The organism is Chromobacterium sinusclupearum, assembly GCF_002902845.1.
GTDB classification, from domain to species: domain Bacteria; phylum Pseudomonadota; class Gammaproteobacteria; order Burkholderiales; family Chromobacteriaceae; genus Chromobacterium; species Chromobacterium sinusclupearum.
Window position 1 is genome coordinate 15072 of sequence record NZ_PPTF01000006.1, and the last position, 19951, is coordinate 35022.

The 19951-nt window shown below is 63.1% G+C and carries 25 protein-coding genes and 1 pseudogene; 7 read left to right on the plus strand and 19 right to left on the minus strand.

Annotated features, from left to right (window positions below; translation table 11 throughout):
• Positions 1 to 15 precede the first annotated feature (15 nt).
• The gene (locus tag C2134_RS01350) at positions 16 to 1683 is read left to right on the plus strand and encodes a PTS fructose transporter subunit IIC (protein WP_103316918.1); all 1668 of its coding nucleotides are present in this window, start codon (positions 16 to 18) and stop codon (positions 1681 to 1683) included.
• 48 nt (positions 1684 to 1731) lie between these two features.
• Here C2134_RS01350 and C2134_RS01355 read toward each other — a convergent pair whose 3' ends face one another.
• From C2134_RS01355 to C2134_RS01375, 5 genes are all read right to left on the minus strand, one after another.
• Positions 1732 to 2361 carry a glutathione S-transferase gene (locus C2134_RS01355; RefSeq protein WP_103316919.1) on the minus strand — a complete coding sequence of 210 codons (630 nt, stop codon included), beginning with the start codon at positions 2359 to 2361 and terminating at the stop codon, positions 1732 to 1734.
• A gap of 78 nt (positions 2362 to 2439) precedes the next feature.
• On the minus strand, positions 2440 to 2856 hold the full coding sequence (locus C2134_RS01360; protein WP_103316921.1) for a GFA family protein: 417 nt from the start codon (positions 2854 to 2856) through the stop codon (positions 2440 to 2442).
• Positions 2857 to 2929: 73 nt separating this feature from the next.
• Positions 2930 to 3385, minus strand: coding sequence for a hypothetical protein (locus tag C2134_RS01365; RefSeq protein ID WP_103316923.1), 456 nt, complete (start codon positions 3383 to 3385; stop codon positions 2930 to 2932).
• 31 nt (positions 3386 to 3416) lie between these two features.
• Positions 3417 to 4316 carry a LysR family transcriptional regulator gene (locus C2134_RS01370; protein ID WP_103316925.1) on the minus strand — a complete coding sequence of 300 codons (900 nt, stop codon included), beginning with the start codon at positions 4314 to 4316 and terminating at the stop codon, positions 3417 to 3419.
• Positions 4317 to 4486: 170 nt separating this feature from the next.
• Entirely contained in the window at positions 4487 to 5272 is a 786-nt protein-coding gene (locus C2134_RS01375) for an enoyl-CoA hydratase (RefSeq protein WP_103316927.1), read from the minus strand.
• A 358-nt stretch (positions 5273 to 5630) separates the two neighbouring features.
• Between C2134_RS01375 and C2134_RS01380 the strand changes: the two genes are divergently transcribed.
• Positions 5631 to 6308, plus strand: coding sequence for a sulfite exporter TauE/SafE family protein (locus C2134_RS01380; RefSeq protein WP_103316929.1), 678 nt, complete (start codon positions 5631 to 5633; stop codon positions 6306 to 6308).
• Here the strand turns inward: C2134_RS01380 and C2134_RS01385 are convergent.
• The 6 genes from C2134_RS01385 to C2134_RS01410 are packed head-to-tail and all read right to left on the minus strand — an operon-like array spanning position 6289 to position 10368.
• Entirely contained in the window at positions 6289 to 7185 is an 897-nt protein-coding gene (locus C2134_RS01385; protein WP_103316931.1) for a metal ABC transporter substrate-binding protein, read from the minus strand. The two genes, C2134_RS01380 and C2134_RS01385, sit on opposite strands and share 20 nt — an antisense overlap.
• A gap of 17 nt (positions 7186 to 7202) precedes the next feature.
• Entirely contained in the window at positions 7203 to 8078 is an 876-nt protein-coding gene (locus tag C2134_RS01390; RefSeq protein WP_103316933.1) for a metal ABC transporter permease, read from the minus strand.
• Positions 8078 to 8821 (minus strand): metal ABC transporter ATP-binding protein, encoded by a 744-nt coding sequence (locus C2134_RS01395; RefSeq protein WP_103316934.1) that lies wholly within the window; start codon positions 8819 to 8821, stop codon positions 8078 to 8080. Before C2134_RS01395 ends, C2134_RS01390 begins: the two co-directional genes overlap by 1 nt.
• A complete protein-coding gene (locus C2134_RS01400; protein WP_103316936.1) occupies positions 8818 to 9003 on the minus strand; it encodes a hypothetical protein in 186 nt (61 codons plus the stop codon). The genes C2134_RS01395 and C2134_RS01400 overlap by 4 nt, the downstream gene beginning before the upstream one ends.
• Positions 9000 to 9917, minus strand: coding sequence for a CobW family GTP-binding protein (locus tag C2134_RS01405; RefSeq protein WP_103316938.1), 918 nt, complete (start codon positions 9915 to 9917; stop codon positions 9000 to 9002). The genes C2134_RS01400 and C2134_RS01405 overlap by 4 nt, the downstream gene beginning before the upstream one ends.
• Positions 9918 to 9933: 16 nt before the next feature.
• Positions 9934 to 10368 carry a Fur family transcriptional regulator gene (locus tag C2134_RS01410; RefSeq protein ID WP_103316939.1) on the minus strand — a complete coding sequence of 145 codons (435 nt, stop codon included), beginning with the start codon at positions 10366 to 10368 and terminating at the stop codon, positions 9934 to 9936.
• A gap of 145 nt (positions 10369 to 10513) precedes the next feature.
• On the opposite strand from C2134_RS01410, the gene C2134_RS01415 reads away from it, so the two are divergent.
• Entirely contained in the window at positions 10514 to 10942 is a 429-nt protein-coding gene (locus C2134_RS01415; protein ID WP_103316941.1) for a c-type cytochrome, read from the plus strand.
• Between the two features lie 66 nt (positions 10943 to 11008).
• Positions 11009 to 11452 (plus strand): c-type cytochrome, encoded by a 444-nt coding sequence (locus C2134_RS01420; RefSeq protein WP_103316943.1) that lies wholly within the window; start codon positions 11009 to 11011, stop codon positions 11450 to 11452.
• A gap of 69 nt (positions 11453 to 11521) precedes the next feature.
• Here the strand turns inward: C2134_RS01420 and C2134_RS01425 are convergent, their stop codons facing one another.
• Positions 11522 to 12178, minus strand: coding sequence for a cytochrome b/b6 domain-containing protein (locus C2134_RS01425; RefSeq protein ID WP_103316945.1), 657 nt, complete (start codon positions 12176 to 12178; stop codon positions 11522 to 11524).
• Between the two features lie 229 nt (positions 12179 to 12407).
• On the opposite strand from C2134_RS01425, the gene tyrS reads away from it, so the two are divergent.
• Entirely contained in the window at positions 12408 to 13682 is a 1275-nt protein-coding gene (tyrS, locus tag C2134_RS01430) for a tyrosine--tRNA ligase (protein WP_103316947.1), read from the plus strand.
• Between the two features lie 72 nt (positions 13683 to 13754).
• Here the strand turns inward: tyrS and C2134_RS01435 are convergent, their stop codons facing one another.
• The 7 genes from C2134_RS01435 to radC all read right to left on the minus strand — a co-directional run bounded on the left by C2134_RS01435 (position 13755) and on the right by radC (position 18303).
• The gene (locus tag C2134_RS01435; RefSeq protein WP_103316949.1) at positions 13755 to 14315 is read right to left on the minus strand and encodes a flavin reductase family protein; all 561 of its coding nucleotides are present in this window, start codon (positions 14313 to 14315) and stop codon (positions 13755 to 13757) included.
• A gap of 43 nt (positions 14316 to 14358) precedes the next feature.
• Positions 14359 to 14619 (minus strand): hypothetical protein, encoded by a 261-nt coding sequence (locus C2134_RS01440; RefSeq protein ID WP_103316951.1) that lies wholly within the window; start codon positions 14617 to 14619, stop codon positions 14359 to 14361.
• 236 nt (positions 14620 to 14855) lie between these two features.
• Positions 14856 to 16079 (minus strand): DUF3443 domain-containing protein, encoded by a 1224-nt coding sequence (locus tag C2134_RS01445; protein ID WP_103316954.1) that lies wholly within the window; start codon positions 16077 to 16079, stop codon positions 14856 to 14858.
• Positions 16080 to 16090: 11 nt separating this feature from the next.
• Positions 16091 to 16510, minus strand: coding sequence for a DUF2844 domain-containing protein (locus tag C2134_RS01450; RefSeq protein WP_158248662.1), 420 nt, complete (start codon positions 16508 to 16510; stop codon positions 16091 to 16093).
• A gap of 224 nt (positions 16511 to 16734) precedes the next feature.
• Positions 16735 to 17109, minus strand: coding sequence for a Gfo/Idh/MocA family oxidoreductase (locus C2134_RS01455; protein ID WP_043626038.1), 375 nt, complete (start codon positions 17107 to 17109; stop codon positions 16735 to 16737).
• A 153-nt stretch (positions 17110 to 17262) separates the two neighbouring features.
• Positions 17263 to 17514, minus strand: a complete 252-nt coding sequence (locus C2134_RS01460; RefSeq protein ID WP_043626035.1) for a hypothetical protein — start codon at positions 17512 to 17514, stop codon at positions 17263 to 17265.
• Positions 17515 to 17628: 114 nt separating this feature from the next.
• Complete coding sequence (gene radC / locus C2134_RS01465) at positions 17629 to 18303, minus strand: RadC family protein (RefSeq protein WP_043626032.1); 675 nt, start codon at positions 18301 to 18303, stop codon at positions 17629 to 17631.
• 158 nt (positions 18304 to 18461) lie between these two features.
• Here radC and coaBC point away from each other — a divergent pair, with 158 nt between their 5' ends.
• Positions 18462 to 19643 (plus strand): bifunctional phosphopantothenoylcysteine decarboxylase/phosphopantothenate--cysteine ligase CoaBC, encoded by a 1182-nt coding sequence (coaBC, locus tag C2134_RS01470; RefSeq protein WP_103316958.1) that lies wholly within the window; start codon positions 18462 to 18464, stop codon positions 19641 to 19643.
• A 52-nt stretch (positions 19644 to 19695) separates the two neighbouring features.
• Positions 19696 to 19947, plus strand: a pseudogene (locus C2134_RS01475) (dCTP deaminase/dUTPase family protein); the annotation flags it as partial.
• Positions 19948 to 19951 lie beyond the last annotated feature (4 nt).

Sequence of the window (19951 nt, forward strand, 5' to 3'; positions counted from 1 at the left end):
ATAAAGGGGAGAGACATGAGCATCGTCGCCATCATCCGCTCCGGCGAACGCAGCACCCAGGCACGGCTTGCCGCCGAAGCGCTGCGCCAGGCCGCGCAAAAACACGGTCAAGGCATAGCGATTGAAATCGACGGCCACCCCGCCCTGGCTGCCGAACAGCTGACCGGCGCGCGCCAGGTGCTGTTGGTGGACAGCCCGGACGACGGCCGCTTCGGCCAACTGCCCGTCCGCCACGCCACACTGGACCAAGTGCTGGCCGATCCGGCGGCGCAACTGTCCGCCGCCGCATCCGGCCCACCGCTGAAAATCGTGGCCATCACCGGCTGCCCCACCGGCATCGCCCACACCTTCATGGCGGCGGAAGGCTTGACCCAGGCCGCCAAGGCCCTGGGACACGCCATCCGGGTGGAAACCCAGGGCTCGGTCGGCGCGCAGAGCGCGTTGACCGCCGCGGAGATCGCCGCCGCCGACCTGGTGGTGATCGCCGCCGATACCCAGGTGCAACTGGACCGCTTCCAAGGCAAGCGCCTGTTCAAGAGCGGCACCAAGGCCGCCATCGGCGACGGCAAGGGCCTGCTCCGCCGCGTCATCGCCGAGGCGCAACCGTGGGGCGAGGCGAACAACGCCGCAAACCCCGCCAAAACAGCCGCGCCGGAAAAGTCCAAGGACGGCCCTTACCGCCACCTGATGACCGGCGTGTCCTTCATGCTGCCCTTCGTCACCGCCGGCGGCATCCTGATCGCGCTCGCCTTCGCCCTGGGCGGCATCTACGCCTTCGACGACGCGCACAAGGGCACGCTGGCCTGGTCGCTGTTCCAGATCGGGGCCAAGTCCGCCTTTGCGCTGATGGTGCCGATACTGGCCGGCTATATCGCCTACTCCATCGCCGACCGCCCCGGCATCGCGCCCGGCATGGTGGGCGGCATGCTGGCCGCCAGCCTGGGTTCCGGCTTTCTCGGCGGCATCGTGGCCGGCTTCATCGCCGGCTACGCCACGCGCGAGCTGAACCGCCGCATCCAGCTTGGCCAGCATCTGGACGGTTTGAAGCCCGTGCTGATCCTGCCGGTGCTCGGCTCGCTGCTGACCGGCCTGCTGATGATCTACGTGGTGGGCCAGCCCGTCGCCGCGCTGCTGTCGGCGCTGACCGACGCGCTGAAAGGCATGCAGGGCAGCAGCGCGCTGGCCTTGGGCGCGCTGCTGGGCGCGATGATGGCCTTCGACATGGGCGGCCCGGTCAACAAGGCGGCTTACGCCTTCGCCACCGGCCTGATCGCCAGCCAGGTATACACGCCGATGGCCGCGGTGATGGCCGCCGGCATGACGCCGCCGCTGGGACTGGCCCTGGCCACCCGGCTGTTCCGCGACCGCTTCACCGTGGACGAGCAGGAAGCCGGCAAGGCGGCCGGCGTGCTGGGCCTCGCCTTCATCAGCGAAGGCGCCATCCCGTTTGCCGCGCGCGACCCGCTGCGGGTGATCCCTGCGCTGATGACCGGTTCCGCGCTGGCAGGCGCCATCTCCATGACCATGGGCGTAGAGCTGAAAGTGCCGCACGGCGGCGTATTCGTGCTGCCCATCCCGAATGCGGTGGAGCATCTGCTGAGCTATTTGGTGGCGCTGGCCGCCGGCACCGCCGTCACCGCGCTGATGCTGCGGCTATTGAAAAAGCCGGCAGTGCCGGCCTAAAGAAACACAAGGGCGCACATGCAATGCGGCGCCAGGGCGCCGCATTGTTCATTTGCTGACCGGATACACGCCATCGCCAAACGGCGCGGCGCGGAATGCATCCAGCGCCTCGGCCTGCCGCGATAATTTATCCAGCCGCGGATAAGGCCCGCCCGGCACGATGTCCGGGACCACCTGCCGGCTGAAATGCCAGGCGACGGCCGTCGACAGCAAGGACTGGTCGATGGTGTCGCCGCGCAAGGATTGCGGCACTTCCAGCTCCTTCTCCAACGCGTCGAAGGCGGCCAGCAATTGGCCGCCGATCCGGTCCAGCCAGGGCTGGTACACATTGCGCGCCGGCCGCAACTGGCGCTCGTACACCACCTGCACGCTCTTTTCGCAAGCCGCCAAGGCCAAGCCCACGCGGCGCCAGGCCGCCAGCCTGGCTTGCGGCTCCATCGGCATCAGGCTGCGCGACGACAGCCCTTCCGCATACTCGAGAATCAGCGTCGAATCCATCAGGATGGTGCCGTCATCGCACACCAGCGTCGGCGCCTTGACCACAGGATTGATCTCATGAAAACGGTCGAAGCCGCTGAACACCGACACCGACTGGTGCTCGAACGGCAGCTCCAGCAATTGCAGCGAAATGGCGACGCGCCGCACGAAGGGCGAATCCAGCATGCCTATCAGTTTCATGATTTTTCTCCAGCGTGGGGAAAAACGACAGTCCTCGGCCAAGGTCCCGTCAATTCAGCAAGCGGGGCGGGATGAGCGTCAGACAAAGCCGACATCGGCTATCCAGTTGCGCGCCCGCCGCGCCAACCTATCCGCCTCGCTCTCGCCGTCGAACGACACATCCAGCGCGGCGCTGATCGACAGATCAGGCGTTTCAAACGCATTGACGCTGACCACAGCGTACAGCCGGCCTTCGATTTCGCTGCTGACCAACGGAACGACGCCGCAATCGGAGCAAATGTGAAAATCGGCGGTGGCGGTGCCGAAACGGTAGCGCGACACCCGCTGCGGGTCGCGCATCGTTACCGCCAAGCCCGCCGCGGGGGCCGCAGTCCACACGCCGCCATGCTTGCGGCAAAAGCTACAGCCGCAGCGGCGGGCGGGAATGGACTGCGCATCAGGCCAATCGAGGTCGAAAGAAATATTGCCGCAGTGGCAACTGCCGTGAATCCGCATGGAACGCTCCGCAATGTGGCATCTTGCGCCAATAATGCGCAAAGCATATCACGCAATTTGCGCGGCGATTCGTTCAGCGCTGCGTCAACACCTTGCGCACATCCCGCGCGGCCTTCAGCGGCGTGCCGGAAAAATTGGTGGCGGCAAAGTGGCCGGCCTGGCGCGACGCCGTGGACAGGGCGGCGCCGGAAGCACAGCCCACTTCCAGGGCTCGGCGCATCACGGCAATCGGCGCGGCGTCGCCGTCGGGCAGCTGCTGCTGCAGATTACGCCCCATTTCCAGCCACAACTTCTCGACCGCCAGCATCAGTTCGCGCTGGGTATCGGCCTGGGCCTGCCATAAGGCGGCTCCGGCCAGCAAGCTGCCGTCCACGCGGCGCTCCACTTCCCCTTTCGACAAGGAGAAGCTTGGGGCCAGCGGCCACAGCCAGTGGCGATAGACTTCCTCCTGCGCCTCCAGCCAGCGTTTGTGCCCGCTTTCCATCGCGCCGCAACAGCTTTCCACCGCATCGACCAGCAAGCTGACCATGGAACCTCCTCATCAGACGGCGCCAAGCGCCTTAAGCCGCGGATTGCGGACAGGGAAGCCGCCAAACCGCCAGCAGCTCCCGCAACAGGGTTTCCAGCACCGGATCGCCATCGCGGTCCGCCGGATAGACAAACTGCAGGTCGGCGGTCTTGCGCAGCTCCGGCACTAGCCAGATGCGACCGCTGGCCTGCCAGGCCAGCGCGTCCTCCTCCCGCACCAGGGCCACGCCGACGCCGGCCGCCACCAGCTCCAGAATAACCGACAGGTGGTCGCTCTCGGCGACTTTCTTGGGGGAGATATTGAGTTCGCGCCACAACTCGGCCGTGATCTTGGACAGACTGGAAAACTGCGAAATGCCCACCCAGGGCAGCTTGCCCAATTCCTTGAGCCTGCCCTCGGCCAATTGGCCGGCCCAGGCCGCCGGCAGCGCGACGCGGAAAGCCAGCGTCTGCAACGGCACGGTGTTGACGTTCATATACGGGTTCTTGCCCAGGTAGAAGCCGGCATCCAGCTCTTTCTTGCGCACCAGATTGAGCACATCCACCGAAACGCCGTGGCTCAGCTGCACTTCCAGCAGCGGATACTTGTCCACCAGCGCCGCCACCCACGGGCCCAGCCGCAGAACGTCGGGCATCAGCGTCACGCCTATCCTGGCCTGGCCCGCCAGTTGGCCCTTGAGCTCGCGCGCGTGATGGATGATGTCGCGCGCCGCCGTCAGCACGCCCTGCGCCTGCGGCAGCAGCTCCTGGCCCGCGCGCGTCAGGCTGACGCCGCCGGCGCTGCGCTCGAACAACGGCATGCCCACTTCTTCTTCCAGCGCCTTGATCTGCGCCGTCACTGCCGGTTGCGACAGGTGCAACAGTTCGGCTGCCTGCGTCAAGTGGCCCTGCTGAGCCACCGTGACAAAGGTCCGCAACTGGTAGATTTCCATGTTCTCCCCTGTTTCTTCCACTGCCCGGGCCGCGTCGTAGCCGCGCGTCGGCGGGATAGGCCAAACGCCGTCTAGGCTAGCACAGGGTTCCGCCTTCGCTCAAAGACAAACCGCCTGCCACAATGCATGTAGACAGGCGGTTTGCTCATGGCGCGCGCAGGCCGGCGGCCTTAATCGTCATCGTCCTGCATCCAGCTTGGCGCGCGCTTGGCCAGGAAGGCCGCCACGCCTTCCACTTGCTCGTCGCCGCCGATCAGGTTCAGGGTGGCGGCGCGCTCGCGCTTCAGATGTTCGTCCAGCGTCAGATTCGGGCTGTCCTCTATCAATTTGCGCGCGGCGGCGACCGAGCTCGGCGCCTGGCCGGCGACTTTGTTGGCCAGACTGACCGCGACGATCTTGGCGAAGCCCTGATCGACGACCTCCTCGATCAAGCCGATCTGCAGCGCCTGCTCGGCGCTGACCTGCTCGCCGCCCAGAATGATGCGCTTGGCCCAGGACACGCCCACCTTGTCGGCCAGGGTCTTGGTGCCACCGGCGGCCGGAATCAGGCCGACCTTGGCTTCAGGCAGCCCCAGCTTGGCGCCGCGCTCGGCGATGATGTAGTCGCACACCAGCGCGCACTCCAGGCCGCCGCCCAGGGCGAAGCCATTGACCGCCGCCACCGTGACGCCGCGGTAATTGCGAATCGCCTGCAGCGCATTGGCGAAGGCCTGCAACAAGACATCCGCTTCCGCCTTATTCCCCGAAGCGAATTGCTTCAAATCCGCTCCGGCGGAAAAAAACGTATCGCCGGCGCCGGTAATCACCACCGAACGCACGCCGTCGTCAGCGTTCAACGCCTGCAGCGTCGAGGCCAATTCGTTGAGACCGTCGGTCGTCAGCAAATTGGCAGGCAGGTTGGAAAGCGTGACGATGGCTGATTTGCCCAGCCGTTCAAGTGTTAAATACCTGGCCATATTGTGTTCCTCACTGTATCCCCGTTTTCTTTCGTTGGCAGTCCGGACCGCCCCGAGCGGCGCGAGAGCGCGCCGACCGCTCCCAATGCGCGGTCCGAATCTGGGCCGGAAGTACGTGTCGCCTGCTGGCGGCATCGCCTCCCTGTTTCGCCCGACGTGACATTTTCTTTGCAAACTGTCCTTTTGGCCAGTAGGCGAAACAATTATATCCAACCTTTTTTGTAGAATGTTCGTTTCAACAATGCCAAAAAGAATCCACCAGCGGCTGGCCTCACCCGCACGTCAAGCCCAAGCGGCCGGCCCTGCATCTTCGTCATGCCGCTCTGTTACCATAGAGCTTTCATCCACGATTTGCGGCATGATCGAAACCAATTTCTGGATTCTGCTGGCGGCCGGCCTGCTGGGCGGCGGCCATTGCGTCGGCATGTGCGGCGGCATCGTCGCCGCCCTCACCCTGCAGCAGCCCGCGGGCGCGGCGCGTTGGCGCGTGCTGGCCGGCTACAATCTGGGCCGGCTCGCCAGCTATACCCTAATCGGCGCCCTGCTGGGCGGGCTCGCCTCCGCCGGACTGAGCCTGGCCTCATCCCATCCCTACCAACTGGCATTGCTGGCCCTGGCCAATCTGATGCTGGTGGCCATGGGCCTGTATCTGGCGGGCTTCGGCCAGGCCATCATCTTGCTGGAAAAAATGGGACAGCCGGTCTGGCGGCGCCTGCAGCCGCTGGTAGGCAGGCTGTTGCCGGTGCGCAGCATAGCCGGCGCGCTGGCGGTGGGCGCGGTATGGGGCTGGCTGCCCTGCGGCCTGGTCTACAGCGCGTCGATCTCGGCATTGGCCAGCGGCTCGGCCTGGCATGGCGCCGGCTTGATGCTGGCCTTCGGCCTGGGCACCTTGCCCAACCTGCTGCTGATGGGTGTCTTCGCCGACGCCTTGCGCCGCTGGATGCAACAACGCCCAATACGGCTGGCGGCCGGACTGGGCGTGGCGGGAATCGGCATTTGGCGCCTGACTCAACTCGTCAGCGGAACGATTTCATGATGGTTTCGACGTTGTAGCGCATCAGCTGCAGATAACTGGCAGCCGGACCCTTGGGGCCAGACAGCGCGTCGGCGTATAGTTTGCCGCCGATCTGCACCTTGGCTTCGGTGGACAGCTGCTTCAGCAGGCGCGCGTCGGTCATGTTCTCCATGAACACCGCCTTGACGTGCTCATTGCGCACTTGGCGCGTCAGTTGCGCCACGCCCTTGGCCGAGGCTTCGGATTCGGTGCTGACGCCCTGAATCGCCAGCACCTGCAGCTGGTAATGTTCGCCCAGGTAGCCAAAAGCGTCATGCGACGTCAACATCTTGCGCTTGGCCGCCGGCACGCTGGCGAACTGCTGCTTGGCCCAGTCGTCCAGCGCCTGCACCTTGGCCGCGTATTCGCTGGCGCGGCGCTGGTATTCTGCCTTGCCGGCAGGGTCGGCCTGGATCAGGCCGGCGCTGATGTTGCGGATATAGGTCTGCACCCGCGACGGATCATGCCAGGCATGCGGATCGACGTCGCCATGATCATGGTCGTGATCGCCTTCGGCATGCTCCTCTTCCGGCGCCTGGCGGGTCTTGATGCCCTTGGACGCCACCACGGTCACGCCGCGGAAATTGGCAGCCTTGTCCAGCCGAGACATCCAGCCTTCCAGGCCCAGGCCGTTCACCACCAGCACTTTGGCGGCGGACACTTTCTTGATATCGGCCGGAGACGGCTGAAACACGTGTGCGTCCTGATCCGGACCGACCAAGGACACCACTTCCACGCGGTCGCCGCCGATTTCGCGGGTCATATCGGCGATGATGCTGAAACTGGCCACCACCGGCAGCTTGGCCAGCGCCAATGCCGGCATGCCCAGCAGCAATAATGCGGCTAGAGTCTTCTTCATGAGGCTTCTCCTTCGGTTCAAGATTCGAGATGGCGCGCGCGGATGTAGCGCGGCAGCGCTCCGCCCACGGGCGCAAACAGCAAGGACAACAGATAGACCATGCCGGCCAGCAGGATGATGGCCGGGCCGGACGGCAGTTCAAAGTGATAGGACAGCAACAAGCCGCCCAGGCCGCTGGCGAAGGCGATGCCCACCGACAAGGCCAGCATGGCCTCGATGCGCTCGGTCCACAGCCGCGAGGTGATGGCCGGCAGCATCATCAAGCCCACCGCCATCAGCGTGCCCAGCGACTGGAAGCCCGCCACCAGATTCAGCACTACCAGCATCAGGAACAGCAGATGCCACCAGGCGCCGCGTGCGCCCACCGCGCGCAGGTAAACCGGGTCCAGGCTTTCCAGCAGCAGGGGCCGATAGATGATGGCCAGCGTCAGCAATGTCACCGTGGCCACGCCGGACACCAGATACAGCGCCGCGTTATCCACCGCCAGCACCGAGCCGAACAGGATGTGCATCAGGTCGACATTGCTGCCGCCTTTCGACACCAGCAATACGCCCAGCGACAGCGACAACAGATAGAAGGCCGCAAAGCTGGCATCCTCCTTGATGCTGGTGAAGCGGGTGGCCAGGCCGGCAAGGAGCGCCACCAGCACGCCGGCGAAGAAACCGCCCAGGCTCATCGCCGGCAGGCTGAGGCCGGCGAACATGAAGCCGATGGCGGCGCCGGGCAGCACCGCGTGGCTCATCGCGTCGCCCATCAGGCTCATCCGGCGCATCACCAGGAACAGGCCGATGGGGCCGGAACCCAGCGCCAGCGCCAGGCAACCGGCCAGGGCGCGGCGCATGAAGGCGAACTCGACAAACGGCGAAACCAGAAGATCGTACAAATGTTGCATCAGGCGCTCACTCCATCCAGGCCGCAAACCGGCGCCTGGGCCTGCCAGTGGGCGGCGGTTTCCACCGCGCGCCGCAGATTGTCTTCGCTCAATGCCGAGGCGCTGTCACCCCAGGCGATCACTTCGCGCGCCATCAGCAAGGTGTGCGGAAAATGCGTCCTCACCTGCAGGGCGTCGTGCAACACCGCGATGATGGTGCGCTGTTCGGCGCGCCAGCGCGCGATCAGCTGCAACAGGTCCTCGGTGGTCTTGGCATCCACCGCGTTGAAGGGCTCGTCCAGCAAAATCAAGCGCGCGTCCTGCACCAGAATGCGGGCGAACAGCACGCGCTGGAACTGGCCGCTGGACAGCGCGGCGATCGGGCGCAGCGCGAAATCGGCCAGCCCCACCTGCTCCAGCGCGTCGATGGCGCGGGCATGGCCGTCGCGCCCCACCCGTCCGAACGGGCCGCTCTTGTGCCACAGTCCGGTGCCGACCAGCTCCAGCACGCTCACCGGCATGCTGCGGTCTATTTCGGCCTGCTGCGGCAGATAGGCGATGTCGGCGCGGTGGTAGCCGTTCAGGTCCACATTGCCGGAATCGGGCGTCAGCGCGCCTATCATCGCCTTCAACAGCGTGCTTTTGCCGGCGCCGTTCGGCCCGCAAATCGCGGTGGCTTCGCCTTCGGCGAAGCGGCCGCTGATGTGGTGCACCGCCGGGTGGCGCTGGTAGGATACCGTCAGGTTGTTCAACACTATGCTCATGCCAACTCCTGCACAGCCCACCACACCAGGAGCCACAGCCCGGCCAAGGGCAGCAGCGTCAGCAGCACGCGCTGGCCGGCCGACATCGACAGCAGGCTCAGCGGCGGGCGCAGATTGGACGCCGTGAGGTGCTGATGGCCGCCATGCGCATGATCATGGCCGTGAGAATGCGTTTGACTCATTCCAGACACTCCTTCAGCCAGGCTTCCACCTGCTCGGCCTCAAACGCCGGCGCGATCAGCTCGAAGCGGCTGTCGCGCCGCCACGAAACCTGCGCGGCGCCCCACTGGCCGGCCGCCCAGTTCAGCCACACCCAGCTGTCCAGCACGCGGAACACGCCCTTGGCGCGCACCAGGCCGGGAATGCGCTTGGGCAGATCGTCAAACAGCCGCGTCAGCCGCTCGCCGTCGAAGTTCAGCTCGGGATCGAAGGTCCAGCCGGCCGACTGCCAGGCGCTGGTATTGTCCGGCAGCACCGCCGGGCGGTAGCGCGGCTTGGCGGCGAGCTCGGCGTCCAGCCAGGCCACGTCCAGTTGGCCGTCGCGCACTTCGCCGACCAGGGACTTGGGCGGAAACAGCGCGGCAGCCTGCTGGCGGAAGGCCTCCATGGTCGGAATGTCGGCGGTGTCTATCTTGTTGGCCACCAGCACATCGGCGATGGAAATCTGGTCGCGGTACAGCGGCTGGCGATGGTAATCGGGCTGGATGAACTGGCGCGGATCCACCAGGGTCAGCACGGCGGCCACTTCCAGCGCCTCGCCCAAGGGCTTGGCGCGCAATTCGTCGATGACGCCGGCGGCATGGGCCAGGCCGCTGGCCTCGATCAGCAGGCGGTCCGGCTTTTCGCGGCGCAACAGCGTGGCCACGGTGGCGGTCATTTGCGGGCCGGCCACGCAACACAGGCAGCCGCCGGCGATTTCGGCCACCGCCAGCTCGTCATTCAGCAGCGCGGCGCCGTCGATGCCGACTTCGCCGAACTCGTTGACGATGACCGCCCACTTTTCATGGGCGGGCCGGTTGGCGATCAGGTGGCGCAGCGCGGTGGTCTTGCCAACGCCGAGAAAGCCGGTGAACAGATTAACTTTGGTTTTTTTCATGGAATTCTTGCGCAGTTCAAGCGGTACAGGACTGGCAACGGCCAGCCAGCACCAGATTTTGCGGGCTAAGCGTGAAACCGGCCGCCTGGGCCATGTCGCGCAGGCCAGCCAGCCCGCCGGCGGCGTCGACTTCATTGACGCGGCCGCATTGCTCGCACACCAGGATCAGGCTTTCGTGCTGGCAGTCGAAGTGCTCGCACACGATGAAGCCGTTCAACGCGTCCACCTTGTGCAACAGGCCGTGCTCCACCAGAAAGTCCAGCGCGCGGTAGACGGTGGGCGGCGCGGCGGAGCCGCGCTGCTGCTGCAAGTCGGCCAGCACTTGGTAGGCCTTGACCACGCCACGGTGGTTCAGCACCAGTTCCAGCACCTGGCGGCGCAAATCTGTGAGCTTGCTGCCGCGCGCGGCGCAATGGCGCTCGGCGGCGGCAAGATAGTGGGATCGGTCCATGCGCGGGGTCGCTTCAGTCGAAAACCAGACAATGTTACTTTATAACATCCACCACGCCAACCCTTTACACTTTGCGAGTTTTGGATGCCGCGGCGCTGTGATACGCTGGCACGTTCCATTTCCATGCCTTAGTCAGGGGATTTCGATGAAAAAGATGTTGGTGGCCTCACTGGCGCTGCTCATGGCCAGCCAGGCCTTCGCCGCGGATCCGATCAGCCAGCGCAAGGATGTCTTCAAGCAATACAAGCCGGTCGTCGGCGCGATGGGCAAGATGGTGAAGGGCGACACGCCCTACAACAAGGATGAATTCGCCAAGCTGGCCACCCAGCTGGAACAATTGTCGCAACAGCCTTGGCAATACTTCCCGGCCGGCAGCGACGCCGGCAAGACCGACGCCAAGACGGAGATCTGGAGCAAGCCGGCCGACTGGCAGAAAGCCATCGACAACCACAAGGCCGCCACCGCCAAGCTGAAACAAGTGGCGCTGGCCGGCGATCTGGCCGCGATCAAGACCCAGTTCGGCGCCACCCAGCAGACCTGCAAAGCCTGTCACAAGGACTTCCGCAAGGATTGATTCCACTCCTTGCATGCCCGGCGGCGCTCAGCGCCGCCATTGACTGCCCACTCCCACTCAGATGCCATGAACAAGATACTGACCGCGCTGCTGCTGGCAGCCATCGCCATTCCCGCCGCCCACGCCGACGACACCCCGGCCGAAGTCCGCACCAAGGCGTTCAAGAAGATGCTGCTGCAATCCTTCGAACCCATGGGCATGGCGGTGCGGGAACGCGCGCCGTACAACCAGGCCCAGTTCGCGCAGCAAGCCGAAGCGCTGAAGACGCTGGCCGCCGAGCCGTTCAAGCACTTCCCGGCCGGCAGCATCACCGGCAAGAGCCGCGCCAAGCCGGAAATCTGGAGCCAGCCGGCCAAATTCCAGGCCGACAAGGACGCCTTCCTGAAGTCGGTGGACAACCTTGCCATCGTCGCCAAGAGCGGCGACCTGGCCGCGATCAAGAAGAGCTACGGCCAAGTGGCGCAAAGCTGCAAAACCTGTCACGACGCCTTCCGCGGACCGGAAAAGTAAGCGAACGACTGCAAAAACCAAAGCCGGCATCTAGCCGGCTTTCGATTCAGGCAAGCAGGAAGCGGCGGCTCAACGCAGCAACGCGAAATACAGCCCGCCCGCGGACAGCAACAGCGCCGCCAGCGCCAGCGCGCCGTGGGCGAAATGCAGCCGGGGCTGCTCGCCGGCGATCTTCTTGTAGCCAGTCAGCATCGGCCCCACCAGGTTCTGTTTCTTCACCAGGCGGTACAGCACGATGGCTGTCAGATGCAGCGCCACCAGCCCCAGCAAACCATTGAACAGCAGTTTATGCGCGCCGGTGGCTGACTCCGCCAGGCCGCTGTCGATATGCTTGGCCAGCGGGCCGTCGTACAGATAGCTGTCCACATCGGCGGCGAACAAACCGGTCAGCACCTGCGTACCCAGCGCCAGCAACATCACCACGACCATCCAGCCGCCCAGCGGATTGTGCCCCGGCGCCTCGCGCTCCGGCAATTCGCCTTTCAGATAGCGAACAATGGTTCGCGGCCCATGCACAAAGCTGGAGAAACGGGCGGTCTGGCTGCCCACCACGCCCCAGATCAGCCGAAACACCAGCAGCGAGGCCAGCGCCACGCCGCAATAGATATGGTATTGCAGCCAATCCCCGCCTTGCTCGGCACATAACCACATGGCGCCAAACAGAACGACCAGCGCCCAGTGAAACAACCGGGTAGGCACGTCCCATACCTTGACTTGCTGCATCATCACATTCCCTTTCCATACTTTATCTGCGCACATTCTGCCGCAATGAGGCGGACGCTTGAAGCCGCGCGCGATTTTACCCATACAAAACGGACAATACCCCCGCCATTTTGCGGCAATTTCGGTTAAGATAAGCCTTCCCACTCCAGCCGGATGCCGCAAGCGCCCGCTGGAGCAGTTTTTTTCCAGCGGCCGGCTGGCCGTTTACTTACCGTGTTGGAGACCCAGTCAAATGACGCAAACCGCCCTTCTTCAGGATCTGGAGGCCCGTGGCCTCATCGCGCAAACCACCGATATGGCTGCGCTGCAAGAACTGCTGAACAAGGAATCGGTTACGCTTTATTGCGGCTTCGATCCAACGGCAGACAGCCTGCACATCGGCAGCCTGGTACCCATCCTGATGCTGAAGCGCTTCCAGCGCGCCGGCCACCGCCCAGTGGCGCTGGTGGGCGGCGCCACCGGCATGATAGGCGATCCGAGCTTCAAGGCCACCGAGCGCAAATTGAACACCCCGGATGTCATCGAAAGCTGGGTGGAGAAGATCCGCAAGCAGGTCGAACCCTTCCTCAGCTTCGAAGGCGACAATGCGGCGCTGATGGCCAACAATTACGACTGGTTCGGCAAAATGAACGCGCTGGAGTTCCTGCGCGACATCGGCAAGCACTTCTCGGTCAACGCCATGATCAAGAAAGAAGCGGTGCAGCAACGCATCGCCCGCGAAGATCAGGGCATTTCCTACACCGAATTCTCCTACAGCCTGCTGCAGGGTTACGACTTCGCCGAACTGAACCGGCGCCTGGGCTGCAAGCTGCAGATCGGCGGTTCCGACCAGTGGGGCAATATCACCGCCGGCACCGATCTGACCCGCCGCCTGAACCAGACCCAGGTATTCGGCCTGACCATGCCGCTGGTGACCAAGGCCGACGGCACCAAGTTCGGCAAGACCGAATCCGGCACCATCTGGCTGGACGCCAAGAAGACCTCGCCTTACGCCTTCTACCAGTTCTGGCTGTCCACCGCCGACGCCGACGTGTACAAGTTCCTGCGTTACTTCTCCTTCCTGTCGGTGGACGAGATCGCCGCCATCGAAGAGGCCGACAAGACCCGCGAAGGCAAGCCGGAAGGCCAACGCATCCTGGCCGAACAAGTCACCGAGCTGGTGCACGGCAAGGCGGCGCTGGAAGCGGCGCAGCGCATCACCCACAGCCTGTTCAGCAACGACCTGTCCAGCCTGACCTCCGACGACTTCGCCCAACTGGCGCAAGACGGCCTGCCGACCATCCAACTGGACAAAAGCGCCAACGGCCTGATCGACGCGCTGGCGGCAGGTGGCCTGGCCAAGTCCAAGAGCGAGGCGCGCACCTTCATCCAGAGCGGCGCGGTCAGCGTCAATGGCATCAAGGTAGACAGCCTGGAGCACGCCATCGGCGACAATGAACGCCTGTTCGGCCAGTACTCGCTGCTCAAGCGCGGCAAGAAGCTGTACGCGCTGGTGGACTGGCAATAAGCCCTTCCCTGCCTGCGAAAATGCGAAAGCCCGTCGTCGAGACGGGCTTTTTTGTGATGCCGCGGGCCGGACTCAAGCCACGCTGAATGCCTCGCCAGTGGCGAAAAAGGCGCCGCCGGCGATGTAATGCACGCTGCGCCGGGAGGCGTCTGCGTCTTCAAAATGCCAATGGCCGGCGCGAAACACCGCGTCGTCGGCCTGCGCCGCCACCACCTCGCCGATGAACAAGTCGTAGCGCTGCTGATTATGCGGCTCCGGCACCACCTTGCACTCCAGATAGGCGATGCAGCCCGCCACCCGCGGCGCCGCCACGCGTTGCGCTGGCAATGCCGCCAAACCGCTGGCGGCGAATTTATCATCATCGCGGCCGGTCTCGCTGCCGACCTGCACCACCTGCGCCGCCTGGGCGCGGCACGGAATATTGAGTATGAACTCGCCGCTCTGCTCGATCAGTTCACGGCTATAGGTGGACTTGTCTATCACCACCAGCACCTTGGGAGGATCGAAGTCCAGCGGCATGGCCCAAGCCGCCGCCATCACATTGCGCCGCCCGCCCGCCGCGCTGCTGACCAGCACGGTGGGGCCATGATTCAGCAGCCGGTAGGCCTTGGCCAATTCAACATCCGCCAGCATCGTCGTCTCCGTTTGGGCAAAGAAACGATTCTAGCAGCAATGATCAATGCGCAGCGGCCGAGCCAAGATGGCACATCCGGCTCTGCAAGCCATGGTCACGGGCCAGGATGTCCTCGAACAGCTTGCTGCGCGCCGCGATATGGTAATTGAAGCGCCAGTCGCGCATCAGATCCACGCCCAGCTCGAAATACTCGGGATCCAGCCGGCACAAACGGCGCAAATCAAACGGCCGCCCCAATTGCAACTCCACCGCCAACTCCGCCAATACAGCCACCTGCTCCGGGTCTACCTTCCGCTCGAGCAATTGTCTTATTCTTTTTGCCGCGTTCACTACCATTCCAAAAATAAAGATGACATAAAAAAGTAGCATGAAATAAATAATTCAGTAACTGACATTTAGTGATGTCGATATAAAAAAAGGCCCGGGCGGAACGCGCGGGCCTGTTTGCTATCATGCTCAAGCATCAAGACAGAGGAGATGTCATCGTGATGACACTGCAGTTATAGGCGACAGCTTGCTGCACTGCAAGATGATCGATATCAGAAAATATACATCGCCCCGCTTCCCTGTGGATTGCTGCTACCAGCAAACCCGATGAACACGCTGCGTCCATAGAAGAAAGGCAGGCCCCAGTCAAAATAACCGGCAAAGGTTCCCGTCATCGGCGCCGCCAGGCTGGGGAAGGCGGCATAGTTGCTGCTGTTGAGAATGGACGCATTGATCAGGTTGAAATTGATCGTACTGCTGCTGCCGTTGCTGGCCGACACTTGCGCGCTCAGACTCTGCGTCTGCGGCGACGAAACATTGGGGCAATACCATGTCGACCCGCCCACCGAGCAGGTCGCAACGCTGCCATCGTTAGGGAAGTAAAGAATGTTCGATCCGCTATCCAAGAAGCCGGGATAGCTCTGGCCATTGTAAACCGTGGTGATGGTGAAACCGTCGCTGGATACCGGGTAAGCCTTGGCCGTACTGGGGATGGCATTGTTCGATTGCGTAGCGATGCCGAATGTCAGCGTGCCCTGCGCGGATGGCGCGCCATAGTTGTCTATGCTAGGCAGTTGCAATAGAACGCCGTTGTTGTCGCCGGAGAAAGCCGTCACCGGATTGGTCACCTCCTGCGCCAGCGGCACCGTGCCCTGCTGGCAAGTCTGCCCGCTGCATAGATAATAAATGCCGTTGCTGCTCACAATAGCGCAATTGCTGCAATCTTTTGAGCTCAAACCCACGCCAATAATGCCCTTGGCGCCCAACGCCGCCAAGCTGCTCTCATTGCTGCCCGTCGACGAGCAGGCCGCCGGCACGGGATAAGGCAAGGCGCCATCGGCGATCACCTGAATCGGCAGGGCGCTAGCTGTCTTTCCTGCGATCTTCACATCGGCAGCACTGACCGCTCCCCAGGTGAAGCCATCGGCGAACTGCGCGCACTCCATCACCTGGCGGACGCCGACAGTCTGAATAGGAAGCGCATTCTGCAGCGCCGAAGCCAACACGCGCAGCCCGCTGGAGCCTGTATCGACCAGAACATGGTCTACTGCCGTGCAGGTATTGGTTCCGGGGACACAAACATTGACCGTCACGTAAGGCAGATTCAACTGCCCCGTCGCGCCGGCAGGACCAGAATCGACAATCATGGCTACGCTATTGGACGTGGCGCCGCCGCTATTGCCGCCATTGGAGAACGAGCCGGCATCGCCGCCGCCCCCTCCGCAACCGCTCAGCAACAAGGCAAGGGAAAACAGGCTGACCAGAAGTCTTTTCATGTTCGCTCCCTTTATTTCAATTGATCCGGCGTCACCCCTGCCGGCAATAAGGTGGAGTCATAGGCAAAACCGTTGAAGGCGCCCATCCGGCCATAAGAATGGACAACAAAACTGCCCACCTGTCCTCTCAGCACATTGCGGCCACTGCGATTATTCCGCTGCGCCTGTTGAAAGGCCGGAAAGTAGTCTCCCAGCAGCGACTGCAAATCAGGATGGGTCTGGCCGCTCCAGGCCACGGCAAACACCGTTCCATCCAGGGAAACATACTGTCGGATCTGTCGTCCGGAGGCATCCAGGCTGTCTTGGACGGTGTACGCGCCGCCTATGACGGCGGGACGGGTCGCCAGTAATGTATGCCCGGCGGCAGACGCCGCAGGCGCGTCAAACTTCTGCCCCAAAGCGGCATGCGCCCCCGGTGCCAGCAGCGCCAAGAGAAAAACGAACAAGCAGGGTCTTTTCATTTTCCACCTCTCAGTTATCTGTTTTATCCTGAGCCACGGCGACAAAGCCCGCACTACAAATTGAGCATACTAGAAATGCAAACGGCAATCTTGCGCAATCTTGTTAAAAAAAGCGGGAGGCTTAAGCCCCCCGCATCCCCTCGTTCGGTCTTCCGCGATTTACGGCCGACCGCACAGCTACCACATCAACAGAATCAATATGTCATTTCGTCGTGCCGGGTTTCCACCCAGCGCCCGGCGCCCAACGACAACATCAGCAATGCCACCCGCTCATGCACGATGACCGTATGGGTATTGCCGGAAAACTGCATATAACGGCGCAGATCTTCCCGCACCTTGCGCGAGCCCGTGACGTCGATGATGATGTCCACCCGGCTGCCCTGCTCGGCGATCTCGATGAAATTGTCGGTCACCGGCACGCCTCTTTCCTTGGCCAGCAATACGCCGGGCAACTGCAGGTCCAGATCCGCCACGCCCACCATCTCGACAAATGGCGCATCCAGCAGCTGCTTCAGCAACGGCGTGCCGGTCTCCCCCACGCCCACCATGCCGATTCTGAACTTTTGCATAAGCACCCCGCCTCTCCATTTATGACTTACAAATAACCAGTGTCACTGTAGTGCAAACATGACGAAACGGAGTTGAGGCAAGTCAAGTCCGGCGCGATGCAAATGAAATGGCCCGACTTGCGCCGGGCCATGATAGGAAAATACTTGCGGGACTCAATGCAGATTCTGCTGCGACAAAAAGCGCAGATACCCCAGACCTTCCAGCCAGAATCCACCGTCGGCCAAGGGCGTGGCGTCGGTCAGGTCGGCAACGGTCAGCACCAGCTCCTGGCCATCCAGATTCGCCTCCAGCACCACGTCGTCGTCGTCGGAGAACTCTTCCGATACCGAATGGAAGTCCGGCTTGACGAATTGATTGTTGACCTGGATGTAGTCGGACTCATTCAGCAAACGCAGGATGTTCATGATGACCTCCTTGTGATGCGGTGAGGGGAACAAGGTCAAACAGACAGTTGCACTGCACAAGCCCCGTACCTGATGGCGGCACTGTCAAACTGCCATCACACCGAAAACCTGCATCTACAGCCAACCACGTTCGGCGAACGATTCCGCGTGCCCGCCGGTTACCACAAAATGATCCAGTAACCTGATATCGACCAGTTCCAAAGCGCGCTTGAGCGTATCGGTCAATATTCTATCCGCATTTGAAGGCTCACTGACACCGGAAGGGTGATTGTGCGCCACGATCAACGCCGCCGCATTGTGCTGCAAAGCCCGCCGCAGCACTTCCCGCGGATACACCCTGGTCTCGGTCAGCGTTCCCTTGAATACTTCTTCGACTTCAATCAAACGGTTTTGTGCCGACAAAAATATCACAACAAATGTTTCGACGTCGCGCCGGCCTATGCTCAAACGCAAATAATCCCGCACCTGCCGCGGACTGGACAGCGCGTCACCCAGCCGCATCGGCTCGGACAATGCCCGCCGCGCCAACTCCGTGCACGCCATCAACTGCGCATACTTGGCCTCCCCCAGGCCGGGCTTGGCCTTGAATTGCTCCAGACTGGCGCCCAGCAAACCGGTCAAGGAGCCGAACTCCTGCAGCAGCGACCTGGCCAACTCCACCGCATTGATGCCCTTGACGCCGGTGCGCAGGAAGATGGCCAGCAACTCAGAATCGTTCAGGGTGGCGGCTCCCTGCCGCAATAATTTCTCGCGCGGCCGCTCCGCTTCCGGCCAATGGGCGATCGACATGGCGCATCCCTCTTCTGGCTATAGCATTGTTTGTGTCATCAGGCCAACAAGATAGCAACAAGCAATGACATTAACATGCCACCATTAAGCCAGACCAGAGCCACTTGATGGACTAAATCCGCTAAAATGGCCAGTTTACGGCTTCGAAGAACCCAACGATGACCGCCAAACGCATTCTCCTCGGCATCAGCGGCGGCATAGCCGCCTACAAGTCCGCCGAGCTGACCCGGCTGCTGGTCAAGGCCGGCCACCAGGTGGAAGTGGTGATGACCGAATCGGCCACCCGCTTCGTCACGCCCGCCACCTTCCAGGCGCTGTCCGGCCACACCGTCTACACCGACCTGTGGGACCCGCGCCCCAGCAACGCCATGGCGCACATCGAATTATCGCGCCGCGCCGATGTGTTCCTGATCGCCCCTGCCACCGCCAACCTGCTGTTCAAACTGGCGCATGGCGGCTGCGACGACCTGATCTCCACGCTGGCCGCGGCCCGCACCTGCCCGCTGATCGTGGCGCCGGCCATGAATCTGCAGATGTGGCAGAACCCGCCCAACCAGCGCAACATCGAGCAGCTGCAGGCGGATGGCGTGACCGTGTTCGGCCCCGGCAACGGCGCCCAGGCCTGCGGCGAAACCGGCGACGGCCGCATGTTGGAGCCGCATCAGATCGTCGAGCTGCTGCACGGCTTCTTTGCCGACAAGCTGCTGGCCGGCAAAAAAGTGCTGCTGACTGCCGGCCCCACCTATGAGGCCATAGACACGGTGCGCGGCATCACCAATATCAGCTCCGGCAAGATGGGTTATGCGCTGGCGCGCGCCTGTCGCGACGCCGGCGCCGAGGTCACCCTGGTCTCCGGCCCCACCCATCTGGACGCGCCGATGAATGTCCCCAGGATAGACGTGCAAAGCGCCGCCGAAATGCAACAGGCCGTGCTCAGCGAAGTCGGCCGCAGCGACGTGTTCATTTCCGTGGCGGCGGTAGCCGATTACCGGGTAAAGAACCGCAGCGAGCACAAGATCAAGAAAACCGCCGGCACGCCCGCCATAGAACTGGCAGAGAATCCGGACATCCTGGCCACCGTCGCCTCGCTGCCGGCCGCGCCGTTCTGCGTAGGCTTCGCCGCCGAAAGCCAGAACCTGCTGGAATTCGCCGAGGCCAAGCGCAGGCGCAAGAAGCTGCCCTTGCTGGTGGCCAACCTGGCGCAGCAGGCCATGGGCGCCGACGACAACCAAGTGGTGCTGCTGGACGACGCCGGCCAGCACCCATTGCCCGCCATGCCCAAGGATGACGTGGCCGCCGCCATCGTCCGCCATCTGGCCGCCTTGCTGGCCAAACGCTGAATCAACCATCCTGGCGGTCCGCGCGGCCGCCATCGCATCACAAGGAAACACCATGCAAGCCGTTATCGACGTCAAGATCCTGGACGCGCGCCTGCGCGACAACCTGCCCGCCTACGCCACTGCTGGCTCGGCCGGCCTAGATCTGCGCGCCGCCACCGAAGAGACCATGACCATCCAGCCGGGCGAAACCAAGCTGATTCCAACCGGCATCGCCATCCACCTGAATGATCCAGGCCTGGCCGCCATGCTGCTGCCGCGCTCCGGCCTGGGCCACAAGCACGGCATCGTGCTGGGCAATCTGGTGGTTA